13 protein-coding genes, 1 tRNA gene and 1 pseudogene are annotated in these 23,720 nt (G+C 58.0%); 9 read left to right on the top strand and 6 right to left on the bottom strand.

Features of this window, described 5'->3' with window-relative positions:
- Positions 1-40 precede the first annotated feature (40 nt).
- The 5 genes from ACR2R1_RS02290 (at position 41) to ACR2R1_RS02270 (ending at position 4,694) form a co-directional block, all read left to right on the top strand.
- A complete protein-coding gene (locus ACR2R1_RS02290; RefSeq protein ID WP_077731607.1) occupies positions 41-508 on the top strand; it encodes a DUF494 family protein in 468 nt (155 codons plus the stop codon).
- A 91-nt stretch (positions 509-599) separates the two neighbouring features.
- Positions 600-2,900, top strand: a complete 2,301-nt coding sequence (topA, locus tag ACR2R1_RS02285; RefSeq protein WP_156881427.1) for a type I DNA topoisomerase — start codon at positions 600-602, stop codon at positions 2,898-2,900.
- A gap of 27 nt (positions 2,901-2,927) precedes the next feature.
- A complete protein-coding gene (locus tag ACR2R1_RS02280; protein WP_434112491.1) occupies positions 2,928-3,482 on the top strand; it encodes an L-threonylcarbamoyladenylate synthase in 555 nt (184 codons plus the stop codon).
- Between the two features lie 101 nt (positions 3,483-3,583).
- Positions 3,584-4,606, top strand: coding sequence for an octaprenyl diphosphate synthase (gene ispB, locus ACR2R1_RS02275; protein WP_077731610.1), 1,023 nt, complete (start codon positions 3,584-3,586; stop codon positions 4,604-4,606).
- A gap of 11 nt (positions 4,607-4,617) precedes the next feature.
- Positions 4,618-4,694, top strand: a tRNA-Pro gene (locus ACR2R1_RS02270).
- Positions 4,695-5,759: 1,065 nt separating this feature from the next.
- Here the strand turns inward: ACR2R1_RS02270 and ACR2R1_RS02265 are convergent.
- Positions 5,760-6,572 (bottom strand): annotated as a pseudogene (locus tag ACR2R1_RS02265) (IS5 family transposase).
- 162 nt (positions 6,573-6,734) lie between these two features.
- On the opposite strand from ACR2R1_RS02265, the gene ACR2R1_RS02260 reads away from it, so the two are divergent.
- The 4 genes from ACR2R1_RS02260 (at position 6,735) to ACR2R1_RS02245 (ending at position 15,048) form a co-directional block, all read left to right on the top strand.
- Positions 6,735-11,906: an AAA family ATPase gene (locus ACR2R1_RS02260; RefSeq protein ID WP_434112489.1), complete on the top strand. Its 5,172-nt coding sequence runs from the start codon at positions 6,735-6,737 to the stop codon at positions 11,904-11,906.
- 41 nt (positions 11,907-11,947) lie between these two features.
- Positions 11,948-12,649 carry a response regulator gene (locus tag ACR2R1_RS02255; protein ID WP_077730190.1) on the top strand — a complete coding sequence of 234 codons (702 nt, stop codon included), beginning with the start codon at positions 11,948-11,950 and terminating at the stop codon, positions 12,647-12,649.
- Positions 12,650-12,664: 15 nt separating this feature from the next.
- Positions 12,665-14,173, top strand: a complete 1,509-nt coding sequence (locus tag ACR2R1_RS02250; protein ID WP_434112487.1) for a PAS domain-containing sensor histidine kinase — start codon at positions 12,665-12,667, stop codon at positions 14,171-14,173.
- A gap of 659 nt (positions 14,174-14,832) precedes the next feature.
- Positions 14,833-15,048 carry a (2Fe-2S)-binding protein gene (locus ACR2R1_RS02245; RefSeq protein ID WP_077730189.1) on the top strand — a complete coding sequence of 72 codons (216 nt, stop codon included), beginning with the start codon at positions 14,833-14,835 and terminating at the stop codon, positions 15,046-15,048.
- A gap of 80 nt (positions 15,049-15,128) precedes the next feature.
- Here ACR2R1_RS02245 and ACR2R1_RS02240 read toward each other — a convergent pair whose 3' ends face one another.
- From ACR2R1_RS02240 to ACR2R1_RS02220, 5 genes are all read right to left on the bottom strand, one after another.
- On the bottom strand, positions 15,129-15,572 hold the full coding sequence (locus ACR2R1_RS02240) for a DUF2721 domain-containing protein (protein WP_077730188.1): 444 nt from the start codon (positions 15,570-15,572) through the stop codon (positions 15,129-15,131).
- Positions 15,573-15,679: 107 nt separating this feature from the next.
- Entirely contained in the window at positions 15,680-15,985 is a 306-nt protein-coding gene (locus tag ACR2R1_RS02235) for a DUF6794 domain-containing protein (RefSeq protein WP_434112484.1), read from the bottom strand.
- Positions 15,986-16,540: 555 nt separating this feature from the next.
- Positions 16,541-18,976, bottom strand: a complete 2,436-nt coding sequence (locus ACR2R1_RS02230) for a sigma 54-interacting transcriptional regulator (protein ID WP_434112482.1) — start codon at positions 18,974-18,976, stop codon at positions 16,541-16,543.
- Between the two features lie 324 nt (positions 18,977-19,300).
- The gene (locus ACR2R1_RS02225) at positions 19,301-22,486 is read right to left on the bottom strand and encodes an efflux RND transporter permease subunit (protein WP_077730185.1); all 3,186 of its coding nucleotides are present in this window, start codon (positions 22,484-22,486) and stop codon (positions 19,301-19,303) included.
- Positions 22,483-23,718, bottom strand: a complete 1,236-nt coding sequence (locus tag ACR2R1_RS02220; protein WP_434112480.1) for an efflux RND transporter periplasmic adaptor subunit — start codon at positions 23,716-23,718, stop codon at positions 22,483-22,485. Before ACR2R1_RS02220 ends, ACR2R1_RS02225 begins: the two co-directional genes overlap by 4 nt.
- Positions 23,719-23,720 lie beyond the last annotated feature (2 nt).

The following is a 23,720-nucleotide window of genomic DNA, read 5'->3' as shown; positions in this document are numbered from 1 at the left end:
ATTTCCTAGCCGTTGCGCATCCCTTAGTTGAGACCACTCAATGAAAGAAAACGTATTCGATGTCCTAATTTATCTTTTCGAAAACTATATGGATGATGATGTCGAGCTCACACCCGATCCCGACATGATTCGCACCGAACTTTTGGAGGCGGGATTCCCTCAAACCGAAATCAATAAAGCCTTTGAGTGGCTAGAATCGTTGGCCGAGCATAATGCGATCAAGCCTGTTTCCTCGCCGGCATTTCGTATCTTTTCCGCCCAGGAAACGGCTAAGCTCGATGCCGAATGCCGTGGTCTCCTGATGTTTCTGGAACAAAGCGGAATCCTTACGCCGGCAAGCCGCGAACTGGTCATCGACCGTGTCATGGCATTCAACGAAGAAGCCATCTCTCTGGAAAACCTGAAGTGGGTTGTGCTTATGGTACTTTTCAGCCAACCCAACGAAGAAATCGCTTTCGCGCGCATGGAAAATCTCGTCTACGAGAGCCTGCCTAATTATCTGCATTGATACATCACCCGTTTCTCCATTTCTTCTCCGCAGAAGAAACCGGAGAATCGTTTATTCTTAAACGCAAATAGCTCGCACCTTATTAACTCCGATGAGCCAAAACCTGGTCATTGTTGAATCACCAGCAAAAGCCAAGACCATTGAAAAATATCTCGGCCGAGATTTTCAGGTCTATGCATCCTATGGCCATGTCCGTGACCTTGTTCCCAAAGAAGGAGCAGTAGATCCCGATCATGATTTCGCGATGAAGTATGAACTCATCGAGAGAAACGAGAAGCACGTACAAACCATCGCCAAAGCTGCTCAGAAAGCTGACGCCTTGTTCCTCGCGACCGACCCGGACCGCGAAGGCGAGGCCATTTCGTGGCATATCTACGAGATCCTGAAAAACCGCAAGGTGCTCGACAATAAACCGGTACACCGTGTCGTTTTCCATGAAATCACCAAGCGCGCCATTACCGAGGCGATCAAACACCCCAAAGCGCTCTCTACCGACCTGATCAATGCGCAGCAGGCGCGCCGTGCACTGGATTATCTGGTCGGCTTTAAGCTGTCGCCCTTGCTGTGGAAAAAGATTCGGCGAGGCCTATCCGCCGGACGGGTGCAAAGCCCGGCACTCCGGATGATTGTCGAGCGCGAGATCGAAATCGAGAACTTCCAGATTCGGGAATATTGGACTCTCGATGCCGACGCCAGCACCGAGGGGCAGAAGTTCCGCGCCCGGCTCATCAACCTGAACGGCGCGAAGCTGGAACAGTTCAGCATCGTCACTGAAGAACAGGCGAGCCAGATTAGGAACTCGCTGCTTGCGGAGGCCAACGGCAAGCTCCGGGTGGTGAAGATTGAGGAGAAAGAGCGCAAAAAGAATCCCGCGGCACCGTTCATTACCTCCACTTTGCAACAGGAAGCGGCTCGCAAGCTGGGGTTCACCACCAAGCGCACCATGGCAATCGCCCAACAGCTTTACGAAGGTATCGACCTGGGGGGCGAAACCACCGGGCTGATCACCTACATGCGTACCGATTCGGTCAATCTCGCCAATGAAGCGGTACAGGAAATTCGTGAGCTGATCGCGTCCCGGTTCGGCAAAGAAAACCTACCCAAGCAGCCGCCTCTATACAAAACCAAGAGCAAGAACGCTCAGGAAGCCCACGAAGCCATTCGGCCCACATCGGCTTTTCGGCTGCCGGAACAAGTCAAGCCTTATCTCAGTCCCGAGCAATACAAGCTTTACAACCTGATCTGGAAGCGGACCGTCGCTTGCCAGATGATTCACGCCACCATCAAAACGGTCTCGGTCGACCTATCCTGCGGCACGATGGGCGTATTTCGCGCAACAGGCTCGACGGTGGTGAATCCGGGCTTTATGAGCGTCTACCTCGAAGGCAGGGACGACGTATCCACCGAAGACGACGAAAGTTTATTGCCCGCGCTGAAAGAAGGCCAATGGGTCGATCTGCTCGATATCGTCACCGCTCAGCACTTCACCGAACCGCCGCCGCGCTATACGGAAGCAAGCCTGGTCAAGGCGTTGGAGGAGTACGGCATCGGCCGGCCGTCGACTTACGCGGCCATTATCTCGACCCTGCAGCAGCGTCATTACGTCGTGCTGGAAAACAAGCGGTTCCATCCGACGGACGTGGGGCGCATCGTCAACAAATTCTTGACGGAGCACTTCACCCAATACGTCGACTACAACTTCACCGCCAATTTGGAAGACGATCTGGACGCCGTCTCGCGCGGCGAAAGAAATTGGATTCCGCTGATGCGCGAGTTTTGGTATCCGTTCAAGTCGCTGATCGATGCCAAGGATGAAAGCTTGAGACGCGCGGACGTTACTCACGAATCGCTAGACGAAGCATGCCCCGAATGCGGCGGACAGCTATCCATACGCCTCGGACGTAACGGCCGCTTCATCGGCTGTACCAATTATCCCGAGTGCAAATACACCCGCAACATCAACGGGGAAGCCGCGCCCGCCGCGCCGGAAGTCGTGGAAGGAAAGGTCTGCCCCGAATGCTCCTCGCCGCTGGTCATCAAGACCGGTCGGTTCGGGAAGTTCATAGGCTGCAGCAATTATCCCAAGTGCAAGCATATCGAACCGCTCGAAAAACCGGAGAACACCGGGGTACGTTGTCCTGAATGCACTAAGGGCCAATTGATCAAGCGGAAGTCGCGCTTCGGAAAATTATTCTTCTCCTGCAATACCTATCCCAGTTGCACCTACGCCGTCTGGAACCCGCCTGTCGCAGAGCCCTGCCCCAACTGCGGCTGGCCGATCCTGACGCTGAAAGTCACCAAGCGGCGCGGCACGGAAAAAGTCTGTCCTCGCAAGGAATGCGGCTATGCGGCGCCTTACGAAGGCGAACCGCTGGCCGAATCCGCAACCTAGCGTTTTCGACCGCGGGCCAAGGAAAAAATGCTCTCGCCGTTTCGTCTGAGGCTCGCGGCGAGTCACCTGCGTCGCGGAGGCATTATCGCCTATCCGACCGAGGGCGTGTACGGACTCGGCTGCGACCCTCTCGGCCAAGATGCGGTACGCCGGCTCCTGGCTTTAAAGGAACGACCCTCGGCGAAAGGACTGATCCTCATTGCCGCAGAATTCGATCAGATCGAACCTTATCTCGACATCCCGACCGAATTTATGCGGAGCCGACTCTTGGCGACCTGGCCCGGACCGGTCACCTGGATCGTTCCCGCTGCTAGCTGGGTACCGGCTTGGCTCCGAGGCGAACACGCGACGCTGGCCGTCCGCGTCACGGCTCATCCCGATGCGGCCGCCCTATGCCGCGCTTTCGGCGGGCCGATCATATCGACCAGCGCCAACAAAAGCGGCCGGCCGCCAGCCCGTACGCCGATATCGGCTCGCAAGCATTTCTCTACCGGGCGCGTCCTGATCTTCCCCGGACGACTCGGAGGACTGCGCGGTCCAACGGCCATCTATGATGCATCGACTGGCGTTCGGCTACGCTAAGTGGCAAGTCGAAACCGTTTTAGCTTGACACGCCGACCTCTCATCCATAGCATTCCAGCGTTTTGCAGGACTCTGCCGCAGCGAGAGCAATTTCATCCTTAATGAGCATATTGACTACGTCACAGATCACAACGACAGCTTCGCAAAATCCAAAAACAGCCTTTACAAGTATCCGCTGTTTGGTAGAAGAAGAAACGTCGGCTGTCGACCGACTCATTCTTCGCGAGCTCAGTTCCGATGTATTGCTTATCAATCAGATCGGCCGATACATCGTAAACAGCGGCGGCAAACGACTGCGCCCGATGCTGTTGCTGCTGGTCTCCAAGGCTCTCCAATATCAAGGGCAGCAACACATCACCCTTGCAGCAGTCATCGAATTCATTCACACGGCTACCCTCCTCCACGACGACGTGGTCGACGAATCGACCCTGCGCCGTGGGCGAAATACCGTCAATGCGCTTTGGGGAAACTCGGCCAGCGTTCTAGTCGGCGACTACTTGTATTCCCGCTCGTTCGAATTGATGGTGAGCGTGCAGGACCTCCGCATCATGGAGATCCTCTCCCGCACCACCACAGCCATCGCCGAGGGCGAGGTGTTGCAGCTTCTCAATTGCAATAATCCCGCAACAACCGAACACAAGTACCTCGAAGTCATCTCTCGCAAGACCGCAATCTTGTTCAGCGCCGCAGCACAATTGGCCGCTGTGCTAACGGGAGCGCCCGAGTCCACCGAATTGGCGCTGAAGGACTATGGCCTTCACCTCGGCATTGCGTTTCAGTTGATCGACGATGCCCTGGATTACATGGCGAATCCCGAAGAGCTCGGAAAAAATCTCGGTGATGACCTGGCCGAAGGCAAACCGACGCTGCCTCTGATCTATGCCATCGAGCACGGCAATGCATCGCAGGCCGCCGCACTTCGGGACGCTATCGAGAACGGCAACCGCGATGCGTTCCGCGAAGTTTACGAAATCGTTGAATCTACGGACGCAATCGCGTACACTGCACGGCGCGCTAGGGAAGAAGCAAACAAAGCGGTCGAACTGCTCAATGCACTTCCCGCATCAGACTACAAGGACGCACTCGTTCAGCTGGCCCACTTATCGGTCGAACGAAGCTATTAAAATCCAATTTCCGGGGTGTAGCTCAGCCTGGTAGAGCACTGCTTTCGGGAGGCAGTGGCCGGAGGTTCGAATCCTCTCACCCCGACCAATTTAATCAATTGGTTATCCCGTCTTCTCCTACTCGATCAAAGTCACAGCATGGCCAGATCGTGACCGACCTCCTTCAAGGGCCTTCACCGCAGCCCTGACATTCTCCGGCGAAAGATGGCCATAACGCATCGTTACCCGGATGTCTGAATGCCGTAGGGGTTCCGCTACCTCCCGGATCTAAACTCCAGCCTGAACCAAGCAGGCCGCACAGGTGTGACGCAGGTCACGCGGATGAAAGTCCTCGATTCCCGCCTTTTATAAGCCCCTTCGAATCCCTTCCGTATCGAGCCAAGCCGCGTTCCGTCCGGTGAGCGAAAAACCAGGGCGAAGCCGGGCAGTGCGTAGTTCTGAAGCGTGCTCGCGATAGGATCGCTTCCCGTACTTCCCGATTCAGCGGCACACTCTCGCCTCTTCCATTCTTCTGGTTTGTTGCCCGGAGGTAGACCTGGCTCGGTCCCAGGTCTACCTCCGGGCAACAAACCAAAAACTCGCCCAACGGGGAGCGTGGGAAACAGGTCGCACGACCGCGCGGCTCTGCGCCTTATCTGCAGCGACCGGAGGGATCCGTCATCCTTGAACGGCCCGCCGCACCAGGCTTTCCGATCCTAAGAAGCCCTGCTGGGCGATCTCTTGGAACAACCGCCGGGCGTTATGGATACCCGTTCCGCCAGCGCTGCGGCAAGTGCGGCCGGAGCGGATCAATGAGGCCGGGGACCGGCGCCCGCTCTGGAATGCCTTCGGCCCGTAGGAAACGCCGTACGATAATGCACTCAAGATCGAAATGGTGGGCAATCGCCCGAAACGACCAGCTTTGTTGCCTCAGGTTCACGACCGCTTCATGACGAGCCAGGCGGTAGGTCCGATGGTCGGCCCGCGCCCGTTCGGCGCGCATCAGCGCAGAGGTGGTGCAGTGGCAATTGGATTCAGTGGCGGCGGCATCACCGTGTCCGCGGCCTCCTGCAAGGCCCGGTGATGACGGCTCGACAATCCACTGGTGCAGCACCGTCAGCGTACTCTCCTACTGCCGTATAGAATCGTCTCCTCAGCCGATCACCCGGCGTCGTTAGAATGTAAATGCGGCTATAGCACCAAGGCCTGTTAACACAACCTGAGTACTTCGATGAAAGGCGAAATGAATAACCGCCGCAAATATCAGGTCCAGATTATCGAAGCGAGAGAAGAATCGGCGAAACCCTTTGAGTCGATGGACCAAACCAGACCTTTTTGCGCGTGCGGAACGTCGCGAGGTAGTACTCCTAGGGCGGCAAGCGGTCGCATTGAGCGTAACGAACCTAGGTACTCAGATCGAGCGCGAGTTGAAGGATTTCGTCGCCTGCGCTGGCGCGGTCCATGATGAGGCAGCGGGAGACCGGCGGAGCCCTCGAACCCGACAGCACTGGACGATCTTTCGGGATATCATGGGCATAGCCGGAAGAGAGGGCAAAGGTTATAGCACAGCATTCATTCGCGGCAACCACACGAATTTTGGTGTTCCATCGGGCGCGCGGCTTGCCAACGGCTTGGCGGCCGTTTTCCTTAATGCGCCGGTGCCATCCGTATGTATCTCGATGACCGTACTATCCAACGGCACCGCTTCGATCTTGACCGGAACAATTTCGATTTTGATCTGAATGATCTGCTGGTGCTGCAATTGCTCGAACACCCGGTCGAGCACGCCGCTTTTGGCCCAGCGCATCATGCGGGTATACACGGTGTGCCAGGGGCCAAAGCGCGGCGGCAAGCTGCGCCACGTGCAGTCATGTTTGGCGACATATAAGATCGCATTGAGCACCTGGAGATTCGAGAGACGCACATTACCGCGCTGGCGCGGCAGACAGTGGGCGATTTGTTGATATTGAGATTCACTGAGCTCCATGCGCGAAGTCTAACAGACATTGTGTTAACATGGCCTAAACCACATTCGGTGGGTGGATATTAACGGATCATCATATGGCGGTTCGCGACAGCCCCGCTCTTATTCAAGCCTCGCGACTTCACCGTCGCAAGGCCTTCGGCTTTAGCCTGAGATTACTTCATCATGCCTGGCATACCTCACGTTCCAGAGAGCATAGCGCAAGCAGTTGATATAACAACAAAGCATCAACCGCAGGGCCTGCCAACACTGGGCAACTACATCGCTACCGAAAAACTCGGAGAAAGCTTGCAGGCCTCGGTATTCAAGGGCTACCACATACACGTCCCCGACCAACCGCTGGTCATCAAACTGCTGAAGCAGCTGTCGAGCTGGGACGATCAGTCGCGGCATCTGCGCCAGAAGATCGAACGCCTGAAAGTGCTGCACGATCCGCGGGTTTGTACGCCGCTCGCGCTGGAGTCCTACGGCGACCTTCAGTTTATCGTTCAGTCCTGGTTCGCGGGTCAAACGCTGAATCATTGGGTGGCACACCAAAATAAACTCGATCTCAACGATTTTTTTACGCTGGCTTGTACGCTGGCCGATACGCTGCACGCGGTACATGATGCCGGCATTACCCACGGCGGCATAAAGCCCCATAATATTCTGATTCAACCGGGGACGCTGACGCTCCGGCTGACCGATTTCATCACCCCGCTCGACATTCGTGACGTCAGCCATTTCATCTACGATCCGGAATTCGTACGCCATACCTTGGCCTACACCTCGCCGGAACAGACTGGCCGCATCAATTATCGTGTGGATTTTTCCACCGATTTGTATTCATTAGGGATCGTGTTTTATGAGCTGCTGACCGGTCAGCTGCCGTTTTTTTCCAGCGATCCACTGGAACTGATTCACTCGCATCTGGCTGAGGAAACGCCTAGAGTCAATCAGCTCAAACCGCAGATTCCCCAAGCTTTGGCCGATATCATTGCCAAACTTACCGTCAAGCAGCCGGAGAAGCGTTACCAAAGCACCGCAGGGTTACTGGCCGACCTAATCCGCTGCAAGGACGAGTACGCCGCCACCGGCAGCGTATCAGCGTTCACGATCGGCCTGCACGATCGTAGCCGTCGGGTCATCTTCATCTCGAAGATGGTGGGCCGCCAGCACGAAAGCGAGCTGATACGGGAGCAATATGACGAGGTCATCAGCGGCAAATTCCGCTCGGTATTTATTTCCGGACTGTCCGGCATCGGCAAAACCCGGCTGATTCAGGAACTGCAAAAACCGCTGGTCAAGAATCGCGGTTACTTCACCTCCGGCAAATTCGACCAGTATCAGAAAAACATCCCCTACAGCTCGCTGATTCAGGCCTTGCGCAATCTAATGCGCATCTTCTTGACCGAAAGCGATCTGCAGGTTCAGCAGTGGCGGAAGAAAATACTCGATGTCGTCGAGAACAACGGAAGCGTCATCATCGACGTGTTGCCGGAACTGGAATTCATCATCGGACGGCAGCCTGAAGTGCCGCATCTGCCTCCGGTGGAAGCCCGCCATCGTTTCAACAATTTGTTCGGCCGGTTTCTCGCTTGTCTCGCCAGCGAAGACAATCCGCTGGTACTGTTCATCGACGACCTGCAATGGTGCGACAGCGCAACCTTCGACTTTCTGCAAAACCTGTTCGACAACCATGATGAACATCCCTATTTGTTTTTCATGGGCGCCTATCGGCACAACGAAGTCGACGGCAGCCATCCGCTCAGCAAGCTGATCCGCAAGATTCAGGAAAACAACGGTCCGTTCGCGGAAATTCGCCTGGAGGCGCTCACCGACGCCGACTGTCATGAAATGGTGGCCTACATCCTCGACTCTTCGCTGGAAGCCACGGCCAATCTGGCGGAATTTATCGCCCACCTCACCGAAGGTAACCCGCTGTTCGTCAGCGAAAGTTTGGCATGGCTGTATAACGAGAACTTGCTGAACACCGATGCCGAACACCACTGGCACTGGGACATCAAGCGGATTCGCGACACGCAGATGCCGACTTCGGTAGTTGAATTGTTCAGCTCCAAGGTGAGCAAACTGCCGGTCAAGACCCTGCATATACTCGACCACTGTGCCTGCATGGGCAACCGTTTCAGCGTCGAAGACGTGGCGCTGGTGTTGGACATTCCCATTGAAAAGCTGTTTGAGGATTTGAAGCCGGTCTTGAATCTGGGGATGCTGCTGGAAAACAAATCCGATCTGCAATTCGTCCACGACCGGGTTCAGGAAGCGGTGCTGCGCCAGGTCGACACTGAGGCCAAACCCGCGATTCACTGGCGCATCGGCAACCGCCTGCTGCAAGCGGTGCCGGCGGGAACCCATCTCGAACTCCTCGATAACTTGTTTACCATCGCCGCCCACCTCAACCTGGGCCGCCCGGCGGAGATGGAACCTGAGCTGGCGTATCGGCTGGTCGATATCAACTTCCATGCCGGCAACAAGGCGCTGGATGCGCTGGCCGGCGATGCCGCCAACGACTTTTTCCAGAAAGCCCACGACTACCTGCCCGACGATTGCTGGCAACAGGCCTACGATCTGACCTTTCGCATATACCAGCGTCTGGCCAAGACCGAGTTGATGTGCGGCCGTTATGAACGATCGGAAGCGCTGCTCAATCATTTGATCGAATACGCCGCCAGCGACTTGGACAAAGCCGAAGCCCTGGCGGAACAGACCACGTCGCTGTCCTCGTTCGGCAACTTCAACGAGGCGATAGCGACTGCCAACCGAGGCCTGGCCTACTTCGATAAATCAATCCCCGAACAAGCCGAGATCGCTCACCAGCGAATGCGGGCCTTAATGGCGGAAATCGAACGGCAAGGCGACGTCTGGACGACGATCCTGCACATGCCTTTTACCCAGGACCGCAAGAGCAAGATCGAGCTGGCGTTTTACAGCGAGCTCATTCCGGATCTTTATATGTCCGGCCTGGTGCCGCAGCTGTATCTGTCCGCCGCGCAATCGACCCTGCATTGCCTGCAGGGCGGCATGGACGAATCGGTGATTTACTCGTTTTCGATCATGGGCCTCAATCTCGGCGAGCAGGGCAAGTTCGAACTGGCGTTCCGTTATCAGGATCTGGCCCACGACCTGTGTGAAAGACACCCCAATACCTTTGGCGCCACCCGCGGCATGAACGGCATCGTCTGGTGCAACATGCATTCGCGCAGCCATCCGGCCGAGATCGTCGATTACTGCCACAAAGCCATACAGTGCGGCAAGAATTGCGGCGACCTGTATAACGCCGGCCTGTCCTACGGCCCCTTGATGTGGAATTTGCAGGTGCAGGGCAAAGATCTGCGCCTGGTCGAAGAAGCCGCCGAGGAATGCCTGCATTTTTCCCGCAAGAACCAACTGTCGTTCTCGGTCGGCCTCGCCGAAGCCGTGCTGGCCGGCTGGGTGGCGCCGATGAAACCCGATTACCAGCCGGTGGACATGACCGAAACCCTGGCGCGCTGGGAAGCCGACAATTATGTCGCCGCTTCCGGCAGTTATTTTGCGCTGCTGGGTTTTGCCCACCATTATTTAGGCGATTACGCCGCGGCAGCGGTGTCCTTGCACACGGTGGAACGCTATCTGCACGGTTTGACCGATAACGTGCTGAAACGGCTCTGGTATGTCTTCCGTATCGTCAATCGCCTGCGCTGGCCGGAGGGTGCCGACTGGCCGGCGCTTGAAGCGGAAATTGCGCCGTTGCTGGCCGAACTGGAAACCTGGGCCCGTCTCGGCCCCCTGCTGAAACCCTTTTTGGCCTTTGTTCATGCCGAGATCGCCCGCGCTCGAAACCAAATGCGCGAGGCCCGCAACTTGTATTTGGATGCGATCGCGGTCGCCCAGGAACAAAACTACGGCCTGCTCACCGGCCATTTATACGAAGCATTGGCTGATGTCATGGCAGCCGGCAATCTCGGCGATGCCGGACTTTATTACGGCGCGGCGCGACGTATCTACCGGGCGTGCGGCGCCGATCGCAAAAACGCGCAATTGCAGCAACGCCTCCCTTATACTGAAGCGGACTACCCAGTTCGTGCCGAAAAAACTGTCGCCCTCGACAAGCCGGCTACGCTGCCGAATCTCGATTTCAATTATCTGATCAAATCCGCGCTGGCCCTGTCGGCGGAAGTCGATCTGAATCGGCTCATGCAAAAAATCATGAGCGTCGTGCTGGAAAGCTCGGGGGCTCAGCATGGCTACCTGCTGATCAAGGAAGCGGATGAACTGCTGGTCGCCGCGGAAAGCCATGTCGGCGAAAAACACATCGTCAATCGCGAGTATCTCAGTCTTAAACAGACCCGCAGCAGCATTAGTCATGCTATCGTCAACTACGTACTGCGCACGCGTAAAAAAGTATTACTGCACGATGCGGTGGCCGAGGGCGAGTTTCAGGACACTGCGGAAGTGCAGGCGCTAAAACTGCGTTCGGTGTTGTGTCTGCCGATCATCAAGCAAAACGAACTCATCGGCTTGCTTTATCTGGAAAATCGATTGTCGGCAGGTGTATTTACCACTGAAAAAACCGACATGACCGAACTGTTGACCGCCCAGGCTGCGATTTCCCTGGAAAACGCCCGCCTCCTGGAACAAACTCGGAAGGCCTACACGAAACTACAGGAAAACCAGGAACACATGCTGCAGATGGAAAAACTCTCGGCATTGGGGACGCTGGTCGGCGGTGTGGCGCATGAGATCAACAATCCGCTGATGGGCGTGATGAATTTTGTCGAATTCGCCGCAGACAGAAGTACGGATGAAAAATCGAAGGAAATTCTCGATCAGGCGCTACAGCAAATTCACCGTATCAAGAAGATCGTCAGCAACATGCTGGTATTCGTTCACAACCGATCGACTCCGAGCGGCACCTGCCAGATAGCGGAGGCGATCAGGCAAACTCTATTGCTGCTGGAAGGCGAATTGGGCAAGCACGGCATCAAGGTCGAGGTGGATGCCGTCGACGATCTGCCGGCCATTCGCTGTAGCTCCGACAGTCTGCAGCAGATCCTGGTCAATCTGATCATTAACGCCCGCGACGCACTAGTCGATAGCCAGCAACCACAAATCAGAATCATGCTCAGGCCCGTGGACGGCATGTTAGAACTGAGCGTGGCCGACAACGGTCCCGGCATCCCGCAAGAGGTGCAAACCAAAATTTTCGATCCGTTCTTTACCACCAAGCCTCCCGGAAAAGGCACCGGACTGGGTTTGTCGGTCATCCGCCGTCTGGTTCAGGATGTCGGCGGCCATATACAGGTGGAGAGTTTACAGGGGCACGGCTGCTGCATGCGGCTACGCTTTCCCCATGTTTGAGCATTTGAATTCGATACATAAGAGAAACGATATACAAGGTTATGGCAAGCAAAATTCTGGTAATAGATGACGACCCGGCAGTGCGCAGCGCCTTCAAGCTGATTCTGGAAAATGACGGTTTCTCGGTTCGCGTAGCCGAGAACGGTTTACAAGGCATCGAGCTGGCCCGCGCGGAACGCCCCGATCTGATTTTTCTCGATCTGCGCATGCCCGGCATCGATGGCGTGGAAACCTTGCGCCGTCTGAAAACCATTGACGAAACGCTGAACGTTTACATCGTCACCGCCTTTGCCAACGAATACATGGAGCAACTGAAAGGCATCAATGAGGAAGGCTTTCAGTTCGAACTGGCCAGCAAGCCGCTGTCTTCCGCACAAATTCGCAATCTCGCCCAGATTGCCCGTATCGGCAATCCTCAGGAAGAACGGCGCGCAAACCAGCACAAACTGGTTCTAACCCTGTATGTGGTGTCCCTGAACAGTGAAACCCGCCGTCTGGTCGAGCAGATTTCCACTGCGCTCGCCAATCTTTACGATCCCGGACAATGGGTTTTAGATGTCGTCGAAGTCTTGGGCATGCCGGAAAAAGCATTGGAAAAGGACGTGTTTGCAACGCCGATGCTGGTGCGCGACATGCCGGAACCCGTATTGAAACTGCTCGGTGACTTGTCGCGGGCTCCTTCGATCATGGCAGCCATTACCACTCAAGCGAAAGGAATCGGCGTACAAACCATCATCGTTTAAGCACGCTTATCGACCATGAACACCCGGCTTCGCAAGCTTGATCTGATCCTCGACACTATCACCGACGGCGTTTTGGTTGTAGACAGCCAGGGTGTCGTACTCTATGCCAACCAAGCTGCCGAAACCCTGCTGGCGCGAAGCCCGATAGTCGGTCAATCGCTGGCGATTCCGATCAATCCTGATAAAAACAGCCATCAGGACATTAATTTAATCCGTCCGAACGGACTCGCCTGGGCGGAAATGCGCTCTACACCGATCGAATGGGACGGGCAATCCGGCTACGTCATCGCCCTGCGTGACATTACCGAGCGCAAGCACATGGAGCTGGAACGGCAAAAGTTCGTTTCGCTGGCCGATAACAGCATGGATTTCATCGGCATATGCGACATGAATTTCACGCCGTTTTACATCAACGAAGCCGGCATGCGCCTGATCGGCATAGACAGCCTGGAGCAGTGCATCCGAACACCGATCCAGGAATTTTTCTTCCCCGAAGACCAGCGCTTCATCCTTGAAGAATTTTTCCCGCGCGTTATGCGCGAGGGCCACGCCGATGTGGAAATCAGGTTCCGGCATTTCAAGACCGGCGCCGCCATCTGGATGATCTACAACGTGTTCTTCATCAAAGACAGCACGGGCGAACCGGTTGGCATCGCCATCGTGAGCCGCGATATATCTTCGCGCAAACAGGCCGAGGCTGCTCTGCGCAAAGCCGATCAACATAAGGACGAATTCCTGGCCATGCTGGCTCATGAACTCCGAAATCCGCTGGCCCCCATCAGCAACGCAACCCACATTTTGGACATGCTGAAGCTGGAAGACACGCGGTTTCACTGGGCTAAGGACATCATTAAGCGACAGGTGACGCACCTCGCTCGCCTGGTCGACGATCTACTGGACGTCTCCCGTATCGCGCGCGGCAAAATTTCGCTGAAGAAAGAGCGGCTTGACCTTGTAGAAGTGATTAAATCCGTCTTGGAGACGGCACAAGGCCTCATCTCGGCCAAACAACAACATCTCGATGCTTGTCTGCCTAACCAACCGATAATGTTGGAGGGCGATTCCGTGCGCCTGTCTCAAGTGTTGCTTAACCTGCTCGACAATGCCAGCAAATACTCTCCGGAAGGCAGCCGGATCGAGGTTGATGTCCAACGGCTCGGGGGCGAAGTCGAGATCCAGGTGCGGGACAACGGCACTGGCATCTCGACGGAACTATTGCCGACGATCTTTGGGCTATTCCAGCAGGGTACGCGTACCCTGGATCGGTCTCAGGGCGGACTAGGCATCGGGCTTACCCTGGTAAAACGGCTAGTGGAACTACACGGCGGACAAGTAACGGCATCAAGTCCTGGCGCTGGACTCGGCTCCACGTTCAGAATCCGTTTGCCGACGATTGACGAAGGGACCACCCTTCCCGTCTCTAAGACATCAGTGCCATCGCCTAACGCAGAGATGCGGGTGGTGGACGATAATTCCGACGTAAGAGAGAGTAATACCCTCCTCCTGACTGCCAACCTTAGGTAAACCGGACCTCGATTTCCTCGCTACCTCCGGCGGTGCCGAAGTTCACCGGGAATTGCATCGGACGCAAGACACCGTGTCATTATAAGCACTGATCCACCCCTGTCTTCGAGATGGTTTCGTTATAAAGATCATCGCCCTTACCTATCCGTGAAGCGGCTCGCAAATATTTGGTTATTAACCCGGCCTATAAATATAGGCCGGGTTAATCCGGGGCAGGGATGCCCCGGCGCGGCGACAAGCCGCGTGAGCCCAGGCCGGGCGTGTACCGGGCCTGGGCGGCGGCCCGAAATACCAGGAGGGTATTTACGGGCCTGATTAATAGCTCAGACGGAAATCCATGCTCGACCGATAGTGCCTACTGCGCAATGAAAACGGTGATAACACCCGACACAGGATTGGCATTGAGTTAAATCAGAATCATCCGGCCGCGGCCGGATAAGTAATCTTCCGAAGTTTAAAATACCGACGGATGCGCACGGGGCGTTTCTGCAACCGGCGCCGATGGAACCGAGTTTTCCGGTTCAGAGCGGCCACCCTGTCGACCGGATCAAAGAGCTCCTCGACCACGGCTCCCTACCCGCCCGACCCACGACGGCGCGAAGCAGTCACGACGGTATCCGTTGTGCCTTACCCTAGAACTCTAGACTTTCGCCATTGAAATGAACATCAACCATCCCGACCAGAAAAAGAACGTGATTTGCCGCTGTAGCGGGACGACGACAGGACAGATCAAGCGACTTGTCGATAAGGGAGTCAACGACCTGGACAGCATATCGAGAGCGACCGGTGCATGTTCAGGTTGCGGGGCCTGCGATACAGACATTCTGGCCTTGTTAGCCGAATATGCTTCGCCTGTTTTGCACGATGCCCTATAGCGCCGCTCTGTTTTCCTCGACAACACGGCGAAGGAAGATTGATGCCAAACGATGGTGTTGGCAGCAGCTGATAACGGTGCTCATTTTCGGTAGCGCCATCGGAACCGCAAGCTGGCGGTCGCCAGATAAATTTCGTGCAGGAAGCAATAAAGGCCGATGATCAGGGCGGCCATCGCGGCGATAAAGAGAATCGCGATAGCGTTCGAAACATCCAGGCTTAAGAAGGCCCCGACGAACAGAACGACAATGAGTGTACAGATGAGCAAGGCACAGGCCGTACAGAGGCTAATCGCCCAGTACGCTATGCGGGCGCGGCGCGATAGCATACTGATCTCGCACTGAATGTCCGGATGGAGGTGTTCGTCCGTGCCGGCGTGTTTGTCCTCGATCTGGCGGGACCGATCAACGATGCGGCCAACGCGAGAGCTAAGCACCGACAGTAGAGCACCGATGCCGGTAAGAAGAAATACGGGCGCCACCGCAAGTTCTATGACATGAGCAATATCGGTGGCAGTGGCTTGCATCGACAGCCTCACAGATTAAATGGTTGAGCAAAAGGACAATTTGGAGGAAGACCGCGCTTCATGAGATTAATCTCCTCCTTACAGAAGGGTAGCAAGCTGCGCTCACATCACAGACCGGACTGGCGCCGCAACCTTGCCCACAGCTCACGGATAATCACGACCGAAGCCTCCTCGGGATTGAGAGCGCCACAGGATGCCATCAGCGCCTTGTTTCCGCGCCAAAGACCAAAGACCTTCCGGATATAAGCCCCTAGGCTGAAGTGGACGATGATGGCGTCCGCACTGGATGCCGCGGCAATTTTGTCTTTTTCGGCCTGACTCAACAGGAGGGTCAACCGGTCCACGGCTTCTCGAAGGGTTCGAGGCAAACTCTGATCGGCCTCTGAATCGGGCGATGGTAACGGATTGGTCATTTTCTTTATGATGAGAGGAAGCTGCCGGAAATAAGGACCAAAATCGGGAATATTGGAGTTTAGCCATAAAGAGGCAAGGAACATTCGACCGCGCATTGGCAATACAAAAAGCTTAAGAACATGTACTGCAATGCGGCCGTCTCCTACAGGCCGACCGTGGCTTCGGTCTCTTGGTCACCCGCCCCCATAGTTAGCGATTTCAACCGGGCAAGACAAGAATCCATGCAACTCACCGCTGCGGCTATCGGCAGCCGCGACCTGGATACCATGAAGAAGCGGGATATGGCCTGTGACACGTTTTCGAGTCTTATTCCATTCGGCATTCGAGTGAACATTCATCGTAGGATGGGTAGAGCGAACCGAAACCCATCGATGGTGGGTTATAGCCCCTCGGCTCCGCTCGTGACAGGCCCTTCGACAAGCTCAGGACAGGCCCCGAACCCACCGACCCTTCGACTTGGCTCAGGACAGGTCCGAGGCCGTTCGGTGGGTTACGGCCTCGCGGCCTAACCCACCCTACAGAAATTAATGCCTTACTGAAAGCGATAATATTCGTCACGACATGTCGCGGGATATGCCGAGTTTTTCCATGCGGGAGCGCAGGGTGCTCCGCTTGAGGCCCAGTCGTTCCGCGGCCCCTTTCGGCCCACCGATCACCCAGTCGGTTTCCCGCAAGACTTGGAGGATGTGTTCGCGTTCGACGTCTTCGAGTGTTCTCGATGCGCCCCGCATTGTGTAAGATTCCTTGTGAACGGATACCGAATCGGGCAGGGGCACGCGCAGCACGCCATTGGGCGACAGAATCACCGCGCGCTCGATGACGTTCTGAAGCTCGCGCACGTTGCCCGGCCATTGATAACGCTTGAGCGCTTCGATCACCTCGTTGGGAATGTGGGTGATCGGGCGGTTGATGCGCCGCGCGAACTTTTCCACGAAATGTCGCACCAGGGGCGCAATGTCCTGGGGACGCTCGCGTAGAGGCGGAACCGTGATGGGAAAGACGTTCAGACGGTAATACAGATCGTCACGAAACGTCTGCTCCTTGACCATCCGGGCCAGGTTTCGGTTGGTCGCCGCCACTAGCCGGACATTGGTTTTAACGGTACGGGCGCTGCCGAGCCGCTCGAACTCCTGCTCCTGCAGCACCCGCAGCAGCTTGGGCTGCAGATCCAACGGAATCTCACCGATTTCATCGAGAAACAGAGTGCCCTCGTGTGCGAGTTCAAACCGACCGATTCGCCGCGCGATCGCCCCGGTGAAGGCGCCTTTCTCATGGCCGAACAGCTCGCTCTCAAGCAGATCCCTGGGAATGGCCGCGCAGTTCACCTTGACGAAGGGATGAGCGGAGCGCGCGCTCAGGTCGTGAATGGCCCGGGCGATGAGTTCCTTGCCGGTACCGGTCTCACCGGAGATCAGAACGGTCGCATCGGTCGTCGCCACGATTTCGACCTGTTTGAGAGCGCGCGCCAGCGCAGGACTTTCGCCGATGATTTCGCCAAAGTCGTGCTCGATCCGGATTTCGTCTTCAAGACAGCGCTTCTCCTCTGCCAGCCGTTCCTTCGCCTCACTCACTTCACGGTAATTCAGGGCATTGTCCACGGCGATCGCCACCTGCCCGGCGATTTTCTCCAGGAAATCGATCTCCCCATCGCTGAAGACGCTGTCCGCCAGCCGCAATAGATTCAAGGTGCCGAGCAAGCGGTCGCAATGGATCAGCGGAAAGAAACAACCGGATTTCAGACCCTCCGCCAGGCCAGGATTGATTCCCCTATCGAACTGGGCCATGCGCTGGGCGTCGAAGACCTGGAGGCGACCTGTCCGGAACGTCAGACCAGACGGCGTCCCTTCCATAGGAAAAAGCGCGCCTGCCCGGACGGTTCCTTTGCCGTCCGGGAAGTCGAGCGTGTAAAGGCGCATCCCGCCCGCCTCGAGATCGGGCAGAGTAAGACCCACGAAATCGCACTGCATGACGCGCCGGACGCTCGACGAAACGGCCTGGCAGAGTTGTCTCAGATCCAGGTGCGAAAGCACCTCGTTGGTGAGATTCAGCAAAAGGCGGAGTCGCTCGTGTTCCTCCTGCAATTGTTGCTGCAGCCGCTTGCGCTCGGTGACATCCTCGACCAATGCCATGACAAAGCCGGGGCAGTAGCCTCCGTCCAAAACACGGGAAATGGTGTTGCTGACCCAGAGCACCCTCCCGTCCTTGCGCCGATAGCGCTTTTCGATCTTGAACTGCTGGAGCTTCCCGCTGAGAAACTCCTGGTAAAGGGCCAAGTTATTGCCGCGGTCTTCCTCGTGGGTGATATCGGGCCAGGAGAGTGCAAGCAGTTCCTCTCCGGTGTAACCCAGCATTCGCTGAAAGGCGGCATTGGCGGCCAGAAACCGGCCATCCACGTTGGATAATGCGATACCGATCGCGGAATTCTCAAACACCTGGCGCCAGCGTTCTTCACTGTGCCGCAGCGCCATTTCGGCCCGGCGACGCTCTAACTCGGCCCCGGCGCGCACGGCAAAAATCTGCAGGATCGATTCGGCCAGCTTCGGGCTTTCGATGGGGTGGTCGAACAACACCACGATCAGGCCCAGGGCACGGCCGCCCGAATCAAGAAGCGGCGTTCCCACATACCCTTCAACCTTCATCTCGGCGAGAAACCGATCCTGGGGGAACGATTGCTGCACACCGCTCGCATAGGAGCACAGGCTCTTGCCGATCACGTGTCTGCAAGGGGTATGCGCCAGATCGTATTCAAAGTTGTCTACGATTTTCCCGTCCGCCCACACGGCGATGGTGCGCACCCGTTCCGAGCCGGCTTCCACCAGCTCGCCGATGAAGACGCGGTGGGCGTCAAGGGAAGCGGCAAGGTGTTCGACTAATGAGCGGAAAAAGCTTTCACCGGTCGCACTGGAAATCCCCTTGGCGATGTTGAGCACCCTGTCCTCCGGCGGGCTGCGGTCCATATTGGGAATACCGCCAGTGATCAGCGTTTGCATGGTCGCGATGCTGCCTGAATGATGTAGGCCTGCATGTCCTCGAACTGATGTCCCCCGTGAATCACGCGAACTTGGTGAAGTGATGCGAGAACGTCGGAACCGTCACCGTTTCGGCTATCCGCTTCGTTCTCCACGCATGACGGTATCAAAGATCAGCCTAGAAAAGAAGCCGGTTGAATAAGGCCGTTGCGCGAGGCCTTACAATCGCAAACAGCCTATCGATTGGCCATTCCTCGCTCTCGGCTTCGGGCTCGATCCGGATGACGAAGACACCCACTTAACAGCGCGAGGCTCAGGGCCGAACCCATAGCAACGGGCTTCGCGCTAGTCATCGGACACCCTCCCCAGTTCGTCCACCACGGCGGGGACCGGTGCCCGCCCGCGCCTCCGTGCCACCCGGGCGCGGATGACCACGTAGAAGACCGGTGTCATGAACAGGCCGAACAAGGTCACCCCGAGCATGCCGGAGAACACGGTGACACCCATGATGCGGCGCACCTCGGCCCCGGCGCCGTGAGAGAACACCAGCGGGACGACGCCGGCGATGAAGGCCACCGAGGTCATCACGATCGGCCGTAGCCGCAGCCGGCTCGCCTCGATCGCCGCGGCGACGATGCCGCGGCCTTCGCCCTCGAGCTCGCGCGCGAACTCGACGATGAGGATGGCGTTCTTGCAGGCGAGCCCCATCAGCACCACCAGCCCGATCTGGACGAAGATGTTGTTGTCGCCTCCCGTGAGCCACACGCCGAACAGCGCCGAGAGCAGACACATAGGCACGATCAGGATGACCGCCAACGGCAGCGTCCAGCTCTCGTAGAGCGCGGCCAGCACCAGGAATACCAGCAGCACGCACAGCGGAAACACGACTTTATTGGCATTGCCTTCGTGGATCTGCTGATAGCTCAGGTCGGTCCAGTCGTAACTCGTTCCGGCGGGCAGCACCCGAGGTGCCAGGGAGGCAATGGCGGCAATGGCTTCGTTCGAGGACATGATCCTGGGATCGGCCTCGCCGATGAGGTCCGCGGCGGGGTAGCCATTGTAACGGATCACGGGGTCCGGCCCATAGGTCTGACGGACCGTCACGATGCTGCCGATCGGCACCATCTCTCCGGCTTGATTGCGGGCGCGCAGCGTGAGGACGTCCTCGGGCTGGTCGCGGAACTGGGCGTCGGCCTGAGCGTAGACCTGATAGGTGCGGCCGAAGCGGTTGAAGTCGTTCACGTAGGTGGAACCGAGGTAAATCTGCAGCGTTTCGAACACCTCGCTCAAGGGCACGCCATGTCGCTTCGCCTTGGTGCGGTCGACGTCGGCCGTCAGTTGCGGCACGTTGGCCTGATAAGAGCTGATGGGAAACCCCATCCCCGGTACTTCCGAAAGAGCGCCCGCGAGTCCCTGGACCGCATGCTGCAATTCACCGTAGCCCAGGCCCGCACGGTCCTGGACGTAGAGCGAAAAGCCGGACCCGGTGCCGATGCCGAGTATCGGTGGCGGCATGATCGCGAACGCGAACGCCTCCTGGATCGAGGAAAATTTGCCCATCAGCTCGCCGACGATCTCGGGCGCCGGCCGCTGGCGCTCGTCGAACCCGTGCAGGCCGAAGAAGATCGTGCCGGTATTTGGCGTGTTGCTGAACTGCAGGGCATTGAGCCCCGGAAACGCCACGGCATCGCGGACCCCTTCGGTGGACAGGGCCATCTCGCTCATGGTGCGCACCACCGCTTCGGTACGATCGAGCGAGGCACCTTCCGGCAGCTTGACGCCGCCTATCAGATACAGCTTGTCCTGGGTCGGGATGAAGCCCCCCGGCACCGCCTGGAAGCTCAGCCAGGTCAGGCCGATGAGACCGCCGTAGAGCACCAGGATTCGGCCGCTTCGGCGCAGGATCCTGACCACGGCGCCGGAGTATGCCTCGGCGCTGCGCTGGAAGCCGCGGTTGAAGGGTCGAAACAGCCAGCCGAACAGCGTGTCTAGCACGCGCGTCACCGGATCGGGTGTCGCGCCGTGCCGCTTGAGCAGCGTTGCCGCCAGCGCCGGTGACAATGTCAGCGAATTCACCGCCGAGATCACGGTGGAGATGGCGATGGCCACGGCAAACTGGCGGTAGAACTGGCCGGTCACGCCGGACAGGAAGGCCATGGGCACGAAGACCGCCGTCAGGACCAGCGCGATGGCGATGATGGGGCCGCTGACTTCGCGCATGGCCTGATGGGCCGCCGCTCGCGGCGCCAGTCCGTTGGCGATGTTGCGCTCCACGTTCTCGACCACGACGATGGCGTCGTCCACCACGATGCCGATGGCGAGCACCAAGGCGAACAGCGTGAGCGTGTTGATGGAAAAGCCCAGCAACAGCAACACCGCGAAGGTGCTGACGATGGAGACGGGTACCGCGAGCAGCGGGATGATCGAGGCTCGCCAGGTCTGCAGGAACAGGATGACCACCGCGACCACCAGGAGCACGGCCTCGAACAGCGTCTTCACGACCGCCTCGATCGAATCGCGAACGAACACCGTCGGGTCGTAGACCACGTCCCACTTCACCCCCTCGGGGAAGAAGCGTTCCAACTCGCGCATCTTGGCGCGCACGCTGTCGGAGAGCTCGATCGCGTTCGAGCCGGGGGCCTGGAAAATCGCGACCGCCACCGCCTGCCGATTGTTGAGCAGCGAGCGCAGCGCGTATTCGGAGGCGCCGAGCTCGATCCGCGCCACGTCGCGCAGGCGGGTGATCTCGCCGCCGGCGCCGGTCTTGACCACGATGTCGCCGAACTGCTCCTCGGTGACCAGCCGCCCCTGCGCGTTGATCGACAGCGTGAAATCACTGACGCGCGGCTGCGGAGGGCCGCCTATCGTTCCCGCCGAGACCTGGACGTTTTGTTCGCGGATGGCCCGGACCACGTCGCCCGCCGCCATGCCGCGCGCGGCGACCTTGTCCGGATCGAGCCAGATGCGCATCGAATAGTCGCCGCCGCCGAACACCATCGCCTGGCCCACGCCCGGCAGGCGCGCGAGTTCGTCCTTGACGTGCAGGGTGGCATAGTTGCGCAGGTACAGGGTGTCGTACTTCTGGTTCGGCGAGAGCAGATGCACCACCATGGTCAGATTGGGCGACTGCTTCTCGGTGGTGACGCCGAGCCGGCGCACATCCTCCGGGAGCCGCGGCAGGGCCTGGTTGACGCGGTTCTGGACCTGTACCTGAGCGAGGTCGACGTCGGTACCCGGCCTGAAGGTGACGGTCAGGTACATCACGCCGTCGGAGCCCGCCACCGACTTCATGTACATCATGTGTTCCACCCCGTTCATGGCTTCCTCGAGAGGGGTGGCGACGGTCTCGGCGATGACCTTGGGGTTGGCGCCGGGATAAACCGCGCGCACCTGCACCGAAGGCGGCACCACATCGGGGTATTCGGCCACCGGAAGCAACGGGATCGCGATCACTCCGACGACGAACAGGAGGATCGACAAGACTGCCGCGAAAATTGGGCGGTCGATGAAGAAGGCGGAAAAGTCCCTCATGCGCTGGGCTCCCGGGTCCGGTTTGCCGAGGTCTGCTCATTACCGGCGTTCAGCTTGGGATCAGCCGGATGCGGCGGGGGATCGCCCATCTTGATGAACTGCGGGCTGACCGGCATGCCCGGGAAGAAGATCTTTTGGACTCCGTGTACGACCACCGCGTCGTCGGCGCCCAAGCCCTCGGTGACGATGCGGAGGCCATCGAACATCCGCCCGAGCTTGACGTCGCGACGCTGCGCCCGGTTGTCGGCATCGAGCACATAGACGTACTTGCGATCCTGGTCGGTGAGGACCGCCTTGTCGTCCAACAGCACGGCCGGGAACTTGCCGCTGCTCGGAAGTTTCACGCGCGCGAACAGCCCCGGCGTCAACATCCCATCCGGGTTGTCGACCACGGCGCGGGCGCGGATGGTGCCGACAGCGGGATCGAATCGATTGTCCAGAAAATCCAGGCGCCCTTCGTGCGGGAAGCCCTCTTCATCGGCCAGCCCCACGAACACGGGGTTCACCGCCTCCTGCAAGGTGCCCCGCTCGCCGGTTCGCCTCCTGGCGCCCTGGCGCAGATACGCCTGCTCATCGACCTCGAAATAGACGTAAATGGGGTCCAACGAAACGATGGTGGTCAAGAGGGTCGCCGTCCCGGTTCCGTCGTTCACCAGATTGCCCTCGGTGACGAGTTCCCGGCTGATGCGTCCGCTGATCGGGGCTCGCACTTCCGTGAATTCCAGGTTGAGCTTGGCCTCGTCGACGGCGGACTGCGCCGATTGGACGGCGGCGATGGACTCGCGCAGGTTCTTGTCGCGGGTGTCGAGCTCCTCCTCGGAGATCACGCGCTTCTCGAACAGCCGCTGCGCCCGCGCCAGATCGTTTTTCGCCAGGTCGCGCCGGGCCTGGGCGCGCGCCAGCTCTCCCTGCGCCCGTCCGAGCGCGGCCTTATAAGGTCGGGGATCGATGACGAACAGCAGGTCGCCCTTCTTGACCAGGGATCCGTCCTTAAAATTGACCTTTTCCAGATATCCCCCCACGCGAGCCCGCACCTCTACGGTCTCCACGGCGTCCAGCCGTCCGGTGTACTCTTCCCATTCCACGACTTCCCGTTGAATCGGCCGGCTTACCGCAACCGCTGGGGGCAGCGGTCCTGCCGGCTCTGCCGTCGGTTGGCCGCAGCCGGCGAGCAGGCTCAGGAGGAGACCGAGCCAGCTTGCCTGAACTATCCAGTACCTTTTGTTGATCACGT

Origin of the sequence: Methylocaldum sp. GT1TLB (assembly GCF_051027445.1) — a bacterium.
Lineage (GTDB): Bacteria > Pseudomonadota > Gammaproteobacteria > Methylococcales > Methylococcaceae > Methylocaldum.
The sequence above is the reverse complement of the archived record's forward strand: the minus strand, read 5'-3'. Positions and strand labels throughout refer to the sequence as shown.

What these genes read in the sequence shown, in the direction of transcription:
- ACR2R1_RS02290 (WP_077731607.1), top strand. Translation starts at nt 41, where the DNA reads ATGAAAGAAAACGTATTCGATGTCCTAATTTATCTTTTCGAAAACTAT.
- topA (WP_156881427.1), top strand. Translation starts at nt 600, where the DNA reads ATGAGCCAAAACCTGGTCATTGTTGAATCACCAGCAAAAGCCAAGACC.
- ACR2R1_RS02280 (WP_434112491.1), top strand. Translation starts at nt 2,928, where the DNA reads ATGCTCTCGCCGTTTCGTCTGAGGCTCGCGGCGAGTCACCTGCGTCGC.
- ispB (WP_077731610.1), top strand. Translation starts at nt 3,584, where the DNA reads ATGAGCATATTGACTACGTCACAGATCACAACGACAGCTTCGCAAAAT.
- ACR2R1_RS02260 (WP_434112489.1), top strand. Translation starts at nt 6,735, where the DNA reads ATGCCTGGCATACCTCACGTTCCAGAGAGCATAGCGCAAGCAGTTGAT.
- ACR2R1_RS02255 (WP_077730190.1), top strand. Translation starts at nt 11,948, where the DNA reads ATGGCAAGCAAAATTCTGGTAATAGATGACGACCCGGCAGTGCGCAGC.
- ACR2R1_RS02250 (WP_434112487.1), top strand. Translation starts at nt 12,665, where the DNA reads ATGAACACCCGGCTTCGCAAGCTTGATCTGATCCTCGACACTATCACC.
- ACR2R1_RS02245 (WP_077730189.1), top strand. Translation starts at nt 14,833, where the DNA reads ATGAACATCAACCATCCCGACCAGAAAAAGAACGTGATTTGCCGCTGT.
- ACR2R1_RS02240 (WP_077730188.1), bottom strand. Translation starts at nt 15,572, where the DNA reads ATGCAAGCCACTGCCACCGATATTGCTCATGTCATAGAACTTGCGGTG.
- ACR2R1_RS02235 (WP_434112484.1), bottom strand. Translation starts at nt 15,985, where the DNA reads ATGACCAATCCGTTACCATCGCCCGATTCAGAGGCCGATCAGAGTTTG.
- ACR2R1_RS02230 (WP_434112482.1), bottom strand. Translation starts at nt 18,976, where the DNA reads ATGCAAACGCTGATCACTGGCGGTATTCCCAATATGGACCGCAGCCCG.
- ACR2R1_RS02225 (WP_077730185.1), bottom strand. Translation starts at nt 22,486, where the DNA reads ATGAGGGACTTTTCCGCCTTCTTCATCGACCGCCCAATTTTCGCGGCA.